Origin of the sequence: Pseudomonas sp., from assembly GCF_046581935.1 — a bacterium.
Classification (GTDB): domain Bacteria; phylum Pseudomonadota; class Gammaproteobacteria; order Pseudomonadales; family Pseudomonadaceae; genus Aquipseudomonas.
The window spans coordinates 141,266-152,873 of the sequence record NZ_JAYGFK010000016.1; the positions used below are offsets into that span (position 1 = coordinate 141,266).

Consider the following 11,608-nt stretch of genomic DNA (forward strand, 5'->3'; position numbering starts at 1 on the left):
GGTCACGATATCAGTTGAATAATCCGAAGAAGAACAGGCTGATGCTATCCCACAGGCGGCGGAAGAAACTACCTTCCTCTACGGCGTCAAGGGCGATCAAATCGGTGCTTTGCACCACTTCGTCGCCTAGCTTCACCTCAACTTTACCAATCACATCGCCCTTGGCAATCGGGGCGATGAGCTGAGGATTAAGGGTCATGCCAGCCTGCAGTTTATCCAGCTGGCCTTTCGGCAGGGTCAGGCTCAGGTCGCTGGCTAGACCAGCCTTGACCTGACGAACAGCGCCCTTCCACACCTGCGCCTGCGCCAGCTCTTGGCCTTGCTTGTAAAAGGTGCGCGTTTCGAAGAAGCGGAAGCCATACGTCAGCAGCTTTTGCGTTTCGGCGGCACGCGCCGTTTCGCTATTGGTACCAAATACAGCCGTAATCATCCGCGCGCCATCACGCACTGCAGAAGACACTAGGCAATAACCAGCTTCGTCGGTGTGGCCAGTTTTCAAGCCATCAACCGTTTTGTCGCGCCACAGCAGCAGGTTGCGGTTGGGCTGCTTGATATTGTTCCAGAAGAACTCCTTCTGCGAGTAGATCGCATAGTGATTAGGGTCTTCATTGATAATCGCGCGCGCCAGGATTGCCATATCGTGAGCACTGGAATAGTGCTCGGGGTTAGGCAGACCAGTGGCATTCATAAAATGGCTATTGCTCATGCCCAGACGCTCAGCAGCGGCGTTCATCAGGTCAGCAAAAGCCTCTTCGCTGCCGGCAATGTACTCAGCCAAAGCCACACTGGCGTCGTTACCCGATTGGATAATGATGCCGTGTAGCAGGTCGCTGACGCTGACCTGCGTACCCACCTGGATAAACATCCGCGAACCGCCGGTTCGCCAGGCTTTTTCGCTGACGGTGACCATATCCTGCTCGCCAATCTGGCCTTTGCGGATTTCCAGCGTGGCAATGTAAGCGGTCATCAATTTGGTCAGGCTGGCCGGCGGCAGACGCTGGTCACCATTGTTTTCCACCAGCACTTTGCCGCTAGCGGCATCCACCAGCACGTAGGATTTGGCGGCAAGCTGTGGCGCGGAAGGAATCACTTGCTGATCGGCCCAAGCAGCCGATGCACTGAGTAGGGAAAGTGACAGGAAAACGCGTTGCGCAAAGCTGATGATATTCATCCGTCTCTCTAGATTGCTGATGGTGGAACAGCCCCAAAGGGCTTAGTCAGTGCTGCGCCTGGCCAGTGGTTAACCGGACAAGCTGGTTATTTAGTCACGCGGGGAAACAATAAGTGCCCCGTCAATCCGCCTTAACTAAGGTCGGCTCGCCGAGATTGGCCAGGCGCACGCTGTTCTGCAGCTGCTCAGCCTCGCTCTGGCTGCTCAGAGGCCCCAGGCGTACGCGGTGCAATATCTGCTGGTTGAGCACCACTGAGCTGACGAACACCGGGGCAGCCACCGTCTCGCTCAACTTGGCTTTGAGAAGTTCCGCAGCGTCCGGATTGGCGAAGGCGCCCACTTGGAGATACAGGCCAGAGGCTCCGACTGAAGCGTTTTTTTTTGAGTCAACCTGCACGGGCAAGGTAACGCCAGCGTGCTGCTGGGGAGGAGGCGAATACTGCTCGACCGGTGCGCTGGCTGCCTGCAACTGGGCAGCCTGTACAGGCGAGACCTTGGCCATCTGCGGCTGCGCCAGCACCATCGGCACAGGAAGGCCTTGCTGAGCCCACCATTCGGCCGGATCGATACCTTCCACCTGAACCCGGGCGGTGCCCTTCTCGGCGTAGCCGAGCTTCTTCGCCGCAGCGAAGGACAGGTCGATAATACGGTCAGAGTAGAACGGGCCACGGTCGTTGACCCGCAGGATCACCGACTTGCCGTTTTCCAGGTTGGTCACTCGCACATAGCTGGGCAGCGGCAGGGTTTTGTGCGCTGCGGTCATGCCGTACAGGTCATAGGCCTCGCCGTTGGCTGTGGCCTGACCGTGGAACTTGGTGCCGTACCAAGACGCCGGGCCAGTCGCCTTGTAGCGACGCGCATCAGAGATAGGGTAGTACTGCTTGCCGAGAACCACATAAGGGCTGGCTTTCACCGGACCGTAATGCGGCATTGGGATGGCGTCCTGAATCTTCGAGACATCAACATCCCACCATGGCGCGCCATCCTTGTGTGGACGGTTGAAATCATCGGGGCCGGAAACCCCGCTTCCCGCCTGTATCGGCGCAACCGGCTGTGGCGCACGACTCGACGAGCAGCTGGCCAACAGCAGCGCCAGGCTGCCATATAGGGCCAATTTGAAAGGCAAACGCGACATCAGTTATTACCTCGTGCAACAACCAGCGCTTCAGCCAGCTGATTGACCGCCATGGCATACATCACACTGCGATTGTAGCGGGTGATCACGAAGAAGTTAGGCAAGCCTAACCAGTACTCGGCGCCCTCAGCTCCTTCCAGACGGAATGCTGTCACTGGCAAATCATCACTCACCGGGTCGGCACTTGACCAGCCTAGCGCACGCAGCTCAGCCATGTTTTTCTGTGGGTCCAGCCCCTCGGTTAGCCCCAATTCGGCCTGCTCACCCTTGACCTGGGCAGCACTGACCACCGGTTGCCCAGGCTGCCAGTCGTGACGCTTGAAGTAGCTGGCAACGCTGCCGATGGCATCATCCGGATTGCTCCAGATGTTGATATGGCGGTCGCCGTCAAAGTCCACGGCATAGGCGCGAAAGCTGCTCGGCATAAACTGCGGCAGGCCCATGGCACCAGCGTACGAACCAGTCATGCTCAACGGCTCGACCTGTTCCTCACGCGCTAACAGGAGGAACTCACGCAGCTCCTTGCGAAAGAATGGCGCGCGCGGCGGGTAATCAAAGGCTAAGGTCGACAAGGCATCCATCACCCGATAGCTACCCGTGTTGCCACCGTAGAAGGTTTCTACCCCGATGATCGCCACAATCACCTGCGCGGGTACGCCGTATTCGGCTTCGGCACGGGCCAGGGTCGCCTCATGCTGCTTCCAGAATTCAACACCCTTGCTGATGCGTTTGTCGGTGATAAAGATCGGCCGATAGTCTTTCCACGGCTTAGCCTTCTCCGCCGGGCGCGAAATGGCGTCAAGGATTGCCTGCTTGCGCTCAACGCCGGCAAACAGTGCAACCAACTGCTCACTGGCAAAGCCATAGTCGCGGGTCATCTCGCCAATAAACTCAGCAACCTGCGGTGACTGCTGATAGTCCCCGGCCAGCACTGGTTGAACCATCCCGCACACCCCAGCCAACGCTAGCCAAGGTGCAGTACGTTTCATCCAGCCACGCGTGTTTTGCATTGAATTCATAATCCCAATCAAGCCTGCGTCATCCACTTACGGTGAGTGTGGATCGACATCAAAATCCCAAATCCTGCCAACAACGTGATCAGCGAGGTGCCGCCATAGCTGATGAAAGGCAATGGCACCCCCACCACCGGCAACAAGCCGCTGACCATGCCGATATTGACGAAGACATAAACGAAGAAGGTCATGGTCAGCGCGCCGGCAAGAAGCTTACCGAACAGCGTCTGCGCTTGCACGGTAATCACCAGGCCGCGACTGATCAACAGCATGTACACCAGCAGTAACAAACACACGCCGACCAGCCCAAACTCTTCGGCCAGCACCGCAATAATGAAGTCGGTATGACTTTCCGGCAGAAAATCCAGGTGCGACTGCGTGCCCAGCAGCCAGCCCTTACCAAACACACCACCTGAACCGATGGCGGCTTTGGACTGAATAATGTTCCAGCCACTACCCAGCGGGTCACTTTCCGGGTTGAGGAAGGTCAGCACGCGCTGCTTCTGGTAATCACGCATGACGAAGAACCACATACCGACGGCAATCGGCACTACGGCAGCCACCGCACCAATAATCCAACGCCATTGCAGGCCAGCAATAAACAGCACGAAGCCGCCAGAGGCGATGATCAGCAAGGACGTGCCCAGGTCAGGCTGCAGCATAATCAGGGTAAACGGCACAATGACCAGCGCCAGGCTGATGCAGATATGCTTCAAGCGGGGCGGCAAGCTGCGGCTGGAGAGGTACCAGGCAATGGTCGCCGGCATGATCAGCTTCATAAATTCCGAGGGCTGAAAACGTATCACTCCGGGGATATTGATCCAGCGCGTGGCGCCCATGGCGTTATGCCCCATCACATCCACTGCCACCAGCAACGCCACCCCACCGACATAAGCAAGCGGCACCCAGCGCGCCATAAAGCGCGGCTCAAGCTGAGCGATGATGAACATGCCAACCAAGCCAATACCGTAGGAACTGGCCTGCTTCATCAGCATATCGACGTCTTTGCCACTGGCGGAATACAGGACCACTAGGCTTCCGCAGGCCAGCACCAGCAACAGCAACAGCAAAATACCGTCGATATGCAGGCGCTGCAGCAGGGTCGCGCGGCGGCGCATCAAGTCTTCGGTGGACAGATTACGATCGAAACTACTGCTCATGGTGCCGCGACCTCAGCCGCCACAGGCGGAGCAAATTCAGCCTTAAGCTGGCCATTTTCATCCAACAACCAGGCATCCATCACCTGTTTGACCACAGGCGCCGCGACACCAGAGCCAGACTCACCGTTCTCAACCATCACCGAAACGGCAATCTGCGGGTTATCCACCGGCGCAAAGGCGACAAACAGAGCATGGTCACGATGGCGCTCTTGTACTTTGCTGCGGTCGTACTTCTCACCCTGCTTGATCGCTACAACCTGGGCCGTACCGCTCTTGCCGGCAATCCGGTAAACCGCTTGGTCACCGACTTTGCGGGCAGTCCCGCGCGCGCCGTGCATCACCTGCTCCATGCCGTGCCGGCCGTTGTCCCAGAACTTCGGATCACGCAATACGATATCCGGCATCGGGTCAGGGTCGACTGGCTTAAGCCCCTCAATCGTTTTGGCCAGATGCGGACGAATCCACTTACCACGCGTGGCCATCAGCGTCACTGCCTGAGCCAGCTGTAACGGGGTGGCCTGCATATAGCCCTGGCCGATCCCCAGAATTAACGTTTCCCCGGGGAACCAGGCCTGCCGGTAACGCGCGCGCTTCCAGTCGCGCGAGGGCATCAAGCCTGACGCCTCCTCGAACATATCCAGTGAAACGCGCTGACCAATGCCAAAACGACTCAAGTAGTCATGCAGGCGGTTAATGCCCATCTTGTGCGCCAGCGAGTAAAAGTAGGTGTCGTTGGAGCGCATGATGGCCATATCCATATCCACCCAACCATCACCGGTTCGGTTCCAGTTACGGTATTTATGGTCATAGTTGGGTAACTGGAAATAGCCGGGGTCAAACACCCGAGTCTCAGGGGTTATCGCCCCGGCATCCAAACCAGAAACCGCGACCATTGGTTTGATGGTCGAGCCGGGCGGATAAAGGCCGCGCAATACGCGGTTAAACAGCGGCCGATCAATCGAGTCGCGCAAATCGGCATAGGCCTTGAAGCCAATACCGGTGACAAATGGATTAGGGTCGAAACTGGGCTGACTGACCATCGCCAGCACTTCCCCGGTTTGCGGTTGAATCGCCACAATCGCCCCACGCCGTCCGCCAAGCGCAGCTTCGGCCGCCTCCTGCAAACGCACATCAAGGCTCAATACAATGTCTTTGCCAGGTTTCGGGTCGGTACGATTGAGCACGCGCAAGACCCGGCCACGGGCGTTGGTTTCGACTTCCTCATAACCAACTTCGCCGTGCAGTTCGCTTTCATAAAAGCGCTCAATGCCGGTTTTACCAATATGGTGCGTGCCGCTATAGGACACCGGATCAAGCTCTTTCAGCTCTTTCTCGTTGATCCGCCCGACATAGCCCACCGAATGGGCGAAATGCTCACCTAACGGGTAATGCCGCACCAACTGCGCCACCACCTCGACCCCAGGCAGACGGAATTGGTTGATGGCGATGCGGGCAATCTGCTCTTCGCTCAGCTCGAACAACACCGGCACCGGCTCAAACGGCCGCCGCCCCTGGCGTACCCGGCGTTCGAACAACGTGCGCTCATCCGGGCCCAATTCCAGCACTTCGACAATGGCATCGAGCACTTGCAGCCAGTCACCGGCGCGCTCGCGGGTCAGGGTCAAACTGAAGCTTGGCCGGTTATCGGCAATGATCACGCCATTACGGTCGTAGATCAGTCCACGACTTGGCGGAATCGGCTGTACGTGGATACGGTTATTCTCGGCCAGCGTGGTGTGGTAATCGAACTGCACCACCTGCAGGTAATACATCCTCGCCAGCAGCATCGAGGTCAGCAACAAAACCGTCATAGCACCGACCACCACCCGCCTACGGATAAGGCGACTGTCTTTTTCGTGATCTTTAAGACGAATGGGTTGCGGCATCGGTGGCTGCTGACTACTTGTGGTATGGATGGCCGGACAACACAGTCCAGGCGCGGTAAATCTGTTCGCCGATCAAGATACGCACCAAGGGATGCGGCAATGTCAGCGGTGATAACGACCAGCGCTGCTCACTGCGCGCCTGCACCTCTGGTGCCAGCCCTTCCGGACCGCCAACCATCAAATTGACAGTGCGCGAATCCAGGCGCCACTTGTCGAGCTCGACCGCCAATTGCTCGGTACTCCATGGTCGCCCTTCGACTTCCAGGGTGACGATGCGTTCCCCTGGCTGCACCTTGCTCAGCATGGCCTCGCCTTCCTGACGGATCATCCGCGCCACATCGGCATTCTTGCCGCGCGTGGTCAGCGGAATTTCCACCAGTTCAAGCGACAACTCGCTGGGCATACGCTTGGCATATTCCTGCCAACCCTCTTCCACCCAGCGCGGCATCCGCGAGCCGACCGCAATCAGTTTGATCCGCACCGCTGCGTATCCTTATTGCTGCTCGGCGTCAGGTTCTGCGCTGAACTGCGCACGGCTCTGCTCGGCACCCTGCCACAGGCGCTCAAGGTCGTAGAACTGGCGCGCGGTTGGCAGCATTACGTGCACGACGATATCGCCAAGATCGAGCAACGCCCACTCGCCGGTGTCCATGCCTTCAGTGCCAATCGGGCGTACGCCCTGCTCTTTAACCTTCTCCAGCACGTTGTCGACCAGCGACTTGACGTGGCGGCTGGACGTGCCGCTAGCGATCAGCATGAAATCGGTGATGCTGGTTTTGCCGCGCACATCGATGGTGGTGATGTCCTGCGCCTTGATTTCTTCCAGAGCGCTGATGGCCAGTTTGGCCAGGTCTTCGCTCGGCATTGTTTTTGCGTTCGTCATAAGTAACTCGTTTGCCTCGTGTTCAATTCGCGCCACGGTACAGTCCGTGGGCATGGATATAGGCCAGTACCACGTCAGGCACCAGAAAGCGTGCCGACTTTCCGCTCGCTAATAGCGCGCGGATCTGGGTGGCAGACACCGCCAGCGGTGTTTGCCAGATAAAAGCAATCTGACCGCTCGGCCCACTAAAGGCCGATGGATCACTCACACTGCGCGCGGCGAGCAGGTTACGCAGCGCTTCCGGGGCTTCACTATCAGCATCCGGCCGCTGCAATACCAAAATGTGGCAATGCAGCAGTAACTCATCCCAACGCTGCCAACTGGGCAGGCCACAAAACGCGTCCCACCCCAACAGCAGAACCAACTGATCATCTGCCGCCAACTCACCGCGCAACGACTCCAAGGTGTCGATGCTGTAGGACGGTTTGTCGCGCTGCAGCTCACGGTCATCCACCCGTAATACATCGGCATCCGCCACTGCCAGCCGGACCATGGCCAGGCGATCCAGGGCGCTAACCTGCGGCGCCGTGCGATGCGGTGGCCGCGCGCTGGGTATCAGCCGTAGCTCATCCAGCTGCAACGCCTCGGCGACTTCCACGGCGCTGCGCAAATGGCCAATGTGCACCGGGTCAAAGGTGCCACCGAGCAGACCGATGCGTCGCGCGTCGGTACGTCGACCGCTGTCGCGTCGGGCCATCAGGTACGGATATGTCCGTCGCCAAACACTACGTACTTCTCACTGGTCAGGCCGTCCAGGCCGACCGGACCACGGGCGTGCAGCTTGTCCGTGGAAATACCAATTTCCGCACCCAAACCGTACTCAAAGCCATCAGCGAAACGGGTCGAGGCGTTGACCATCACCGAAGCGGAGTCCACTTCAGTGAGGAAGCGCCGCGCATCGCTGAAGTTCTCGGTAATGATCGAGTCGGTGTGTTGCGAGCCGTAATGGTTGATGTGCTCGATCGCCGCATCCAATGAGTCGACGATACGAATTGCCAGGATCGGCGCGTTGTATTCAGCAAACCAGTCGTCTTCGCTCGCTTCCAACACATCACTGCCAAGCAGTGCGCGGGTCGCGGCATCGCCACGCAGTTCAACGCCTTTGTCGCGGTAGATGGCGGCCAGCGGCGGCAACACCTTAGCGGCAACAGCGCTATGCACCAGCAAGGTTTCCATGGCGTTGCACGGCGAGTAGCGCTGGGTCTTGGAGTTGTCGGCAACCCGTATCGCCTTATCGAGATCAGCGGCCACGTCGATGTAGACGTGGCACACGCCATCCAGATGCTTGATCACCGGCACCTTGGCATCGCGACTGATGCGTTCGATCAAGCCCTTGCCACCACGCGGCACGATCACGTCAACAAACTCGGGCATGCTGATCAACGCACCAACGGCCGCGCGATCAGTAGTTTCTACCACTTGCACAGCACTGGCAGGCAAGCCAGCCTCGCGCAAACCAAGCTGAATGCAACGAGCAATGGCCTGGTTGGAGTGAATGGCTTCAGAGCCGCCACGCAGAATAGTCGCGTTACCGGACTTGAGGCACAGGCTGGCGGCGTCGATGGTCACGTTCGGGCGCGACTCATAGATGATACCGATCACCCCGAGCGGCACACGCATCTTGCCGACCTGGATGCCCGACGGCAGGTAACGCATGTCGCGGATCTCGCCAATCGGGTCCGGCAGTGTGGCGACCTGACGCAAGCCCTCGATCATCGAGTCGATCACCGCCGGCGTTAGCGCCAGACGGTCAACCATGGCCGGCTCCAGACCATTGGCGCGCGCAGCGGCCAGGTCCTGCTCGTTGGCGGCGGTCAAATCGCTGCGAGCCGCGTCCAGCGCTGCTGCGGCAGCCTGCAGAGCACGGTTTTTCTGCGCGGTACTGGCACGCGCGAGCACACGCGAAGCGCTGCGGGCGGCTTGTCCCAGGCGGGTCATATAGTCGAGCACGGACTCAGTCATGGTTTTGGCAGGTCTGGCGGTTGAAAAAAGTCGCTGAGTATAACGGTCGCGCCGCTCCACGCCCAGCGCTGTGCGGCGGACGGTAAACACACCGTTCGCTATCGCCGGCGGTAACGTCGCAAGCCTTGGCCGGCGCACGCCTTAGAGAAACAGTGACACCACAGCCCATCAGCCGCCCGAAGGTTAGGTAAACAAAAACCGCGCAAATGTTTACCTTGCAGTTGAAAGCAAAACAGGCGGCCGACCGCCGGAGTGGGATCAGCATGCATTACCGAACCGATTACTGCGCCGCACGACTCAACGAAGCGCCACAGGTACTGCACCTCGGCGAACTGCACCTGCATTACCAGGCCTACGCTTGCCGCAGCCATGACCCACGCCCCCCCGTGCTGCTGCTCGGCGGTGCATTCCAGAGCTTTCGCTCATTTGCCAATGAAGTCAGCGAACTGCTCGGCGAACACCCGGTGATCCTCCTCGATCTGCCCAGCCAAGGCAGCAACCTGCAACTGGTGCCTCACGTCAGCCTGGAGCAGTTGGCAGACCTGATCGCCGCCTTTGCCATAGAACTGAACCTGCCACCGCTGATGCCTATCGGCCTGTCCTATGGTTCAGCCCTGGCGGCACTATTTGCCGCCCGCCATCCCGAACGTTGTGCTCGCTTGCTGCTGGCCGGCATTACCGCCTTTGGCCGCCCTGGTGCGCGCCTGCTACTGCAGGAAGGCCTGGCGCTGCTGGCTGAAGGGCGCAGTGAGGCCTTTGCTCACGGAGCCCTGACCAGCCTGCTCAACCCGTTACGCCAGGAGCAAATAGGCGTTGCACCGGTCTTTCGCAAAGCCCTGCTACGGCAAATCCAGCGCCTGTCTGCGACGGACATTGAGCGCTACCAGCAAAACAGCCAGCGCCTGCTGAACTTCCGGGGGTTCAACCGCCACCCCAGCTGCCCGACATTGGTGCTGGCAGGCGAATATGACCATTTCACCCAGCCCTGGGAGCACGCGCACTTTGCCGCCGCCTGCGACCAAGCCAGCTGCGCGCTGATCCACAACGCCGACCACCTGGCACAATTCGAGCAGCGCCAGGCATGTGCCAGCCTGTACAACCCGTTTTTATGCGGTGAACCCCTGCCAATGCGCAGCACCGGCAGCAGCCTGCTGGCCCACAACCAATTGCTGCAGCTGGAAAAACGCCACGAAACACGCTTACCACCCAGCCAGCGACACGCTCGCCTGCAGCACGCAGATGGCGGCGAATGGCCTGTGGAGGTCAATCAACTCGGCTTCTTTGGCGGACTGTTGCGCGGCGATCTGCCGCAGATGCTCGGCACGCGCGGCTGGCAGCTGCTGTGCAGAGACCTTCCAGCCCAACCCGTACTGCCGCTGCGCCAAGACTCACAAGGCTTGGCCTTTGTCTTCTCGCATAGCGAGCAGCAAGCCAGTCAAGCGCTAGCCGCGCAGTTTCAGCCGCAGCAACGGCCACTACCGACCGCCGCCTGCGCCTAAACACTGGCCTCAATCACCCGCACTAAGCCGGCACCGCGCGAGGGTGCCAGCCCAAGGGCCTGGCTCGCGCGGCTCGGATCAAACACCGTGACCTGGCTAAACCCGCATTGCTTGAAGCCCTGCACAATCGCCTGATCATTACGGTAATGCAGCGGGTAGTTGCCACGGGTTAGCCGGCCGACCAGCTCAACACCCCAGCGCAACTGACGGTAACGCGGGTGCTCGCGCAGGTCCGGATACAGCTCGGTGAGGTAAATAGCCCGGGGGAACTCGCGCAACTGCTCGGCCAGCCGCGTCCAGAACGACTCGATCAGTGCCAACTCAAAGTAATTCACCAGGCCCTCGGTAATCACTACCACCGACTTGCTGTGATCCAGTTCGGCGAACAACGCGCCCAACCGCTGCTTACCCTCTGTGGCGAAAATATCCACCGCACGCACTTGATGCTGATCGCCCAACCAACCTTCGCGCCCCAACAACAAGCGCTTGCGTGCGGCCATCATCGGCAAATCCGCCTCGATATAGCGCAATTGCGGATAGCGCGCGGTAAACCGCCGACCGCGTGGCGACAGACCACAGGCAATTTCCACCACCTGACAAACGCCCTCCTGCTCGATCGCCGCAGTGAGCCGAGCATCGATCTGCAAGTGGCGCTGCAGCAACAATTGTTCGAGATCCAGACCAAATCCGACTCGCGCAGCCCAGGTAACCGGGCTAAGCACAGCATGCACAAAACGCCCAAACCCGGTGATAAAAGCCGCATCTGCCAATTGGTGGCGATACCACACATAACCGGTGTAATGGGCGCTGGGGCTGATATGGGCGCTGCTGGCACGTACACGTTCAGGCATGATTCAGACTCTTATTGTTATGATCACGAGGCCTATTAACGCCTCCTT

The 11,608-nt window shown here is 59.2% G+C and carries 11 protein-coding genes; 1 reads left to right on the forward strand and 10 read right to left on the reverse strand.

Translation table 11 applies throughout. The annotated features are described in order from the left end of the window. Nucleotides 1-10: 10 nt before the first annotated feature. The 9 genes from VCA57_RS14665 to VCA57_RS14705 form a co-directional block, all read right to left on the reverse strand. On the reverse strand, nt 11-1,171 hold the full coding sequence (locus tag VCA57_RS14665) for a D-alanyl-D-alanine carboxypeptidase family protein (protein ID WP_411185793.1): 1,161 nt from the start codon (nt 1,169-1,171) through the stop codon (nt 11-13). A 121-nt stretch (nt 1,172-1,292) separates the two neighbouring features. Then, nucleotides 1,293-2,306: a septal ring lytic transglycosylase RlpA family protein gene (locus tag VCA57_RS14670; RefSeq protein ID WP_411185794.1), complete on the reverse strand. Its 1,014-nt coding sequence runs from the start codon at nt 2,304-2,306 to the stop codon at nt 1,293-1,295. Beyond that, nucleotides 2,306-3,316, reverse strand: a complete 1,011-nt coding sequence (gene mltB, locus VCA57_RS14675; protein ID WP_411185913.1) for a lytic murein transglycosylase B — start codon at nt 3,314-3,316, stop codon at nt 2,306-2,308. The genes VCA57_RS14670 and mltB overlap by 1 nt, the downstream gene beginning before the upstream one ends. Before the next feature lie 17 nt (nt 3,317-3,333). Next, nucleotides 3,334-4,437 carry a rod shape-determining protein RodA gene (gene rodA / locus VCA57_RS14680; RefSeq protein ID WP_411185915.1) on the reverse strand — a complete coding sequence of 368 codons (1,104 nt, stop codon included), beginning with the start codon at nt 4,435-4,437 and terminating at the stop codon, nt 3,334-3,336. A 38-nt stretch (nt 4,438-4,475) separates the two neighbouring features. Then, on the reverse strand, nt 4,476-6,365 hold the full coding sequence (gene mrdA, locus VCA57_RS14685) for a penicillin-binding protein 2 (RefSeq protein ID WP_411185795.1): 1,890 nt from the start codon (nt 6,363-6,365) through the stop codon (nt 4,476-4,478). Between the two features lie 13 nt (nt 6,366-6,378). Then, nucleotides 6,379-6,846, reverse strand: a complete 468-nt coding sequence (gene rlmH, locus VCA57_RS14690) for a 23S rRNA (pseudouridine(1915)-N(3))-methyltransferase RlmH (RefSeq protein WP_411185796.1) — start codon at nt 6,844-6,846, stop codon at nt 6,379-6,381. Nucleotides 6,847-6,858: 12 nt separating this feature from the next. After that, nucleotides 6,859-7,230, reverse strand: a complete 372-nt coding sequence (gene rsfS, locus VCA57_RS14695) for a ribosome silencing factor (protein ID WP_411185916.1) — start codon at nt 7,228-7,230, stop codon at nt 6,859-6,861. 40 nt (nt 7,231-7,270) lie between these two features. Then, nucleotides 7,271-7,945 (reverse strand): nicotinate-nucleotide adenylyltransferase, encoded by a 675-nt coding sequence (nadD, locus tag VCA57_RS14700; protein WP_411185797.1) that lies wholly within the window; start codon nt 7,943-7,945, stop codon nt 7,271-7,273. Then, the gene (locus VCA57_RS14705; RefSeq protein WP_411185799.1) at nt 7,945-9,210 is read right to left on the reverse strand and encodes a glutamate-5-semialdehyde dehydrogenase; all 1,266 of its coding nucleotides are present in this window, start codon (nt 9,208-9,210) and stop codon (nt 7,945-7,947) included. The genes nadD and VCA57_RS14705 overlap by 1 nt, the downstream gene beginning before the upstream one ends. Before the next feature lie 263 nt (nt 9,211-9,473). Between VCA57_RS14705 and VCA57_RS14710 the strand changes: the two genes are divergently transcribed. Next, nucleotides 9,474-10,709 carry an alpha/beta fold hydrolase gene (locus VCA57_RS14710; RefSeq protein WP_411185800.1) on the forward strand — a complete coding sequence of 412 codons (1,236 nt, stop codon included), beginning with the start codon at nt 9,474-9,476 and terminating at the stop codon, nt 10,707-10,709. Here the strand turns inward: VCA57_RS14710 and VCA57_RS14715 are convergent. After that, nucleotides 10,706-11,560, reverse strand: a complete 855-nt coding sequence (locus VCA57_RS14715; protein ID WP_411185801.1) for a class I SAM-dependent methyltransferase — start codon at nt 11,558-11,560, stop codon at nt 10,706-10,708. The genes VCA57_RS14710 and VCA57_RS14715 overlap by 4 nt on opposite strands. Between the last annotated feature and the right edge of the window lie 48 nt (nt 11,561-11,608).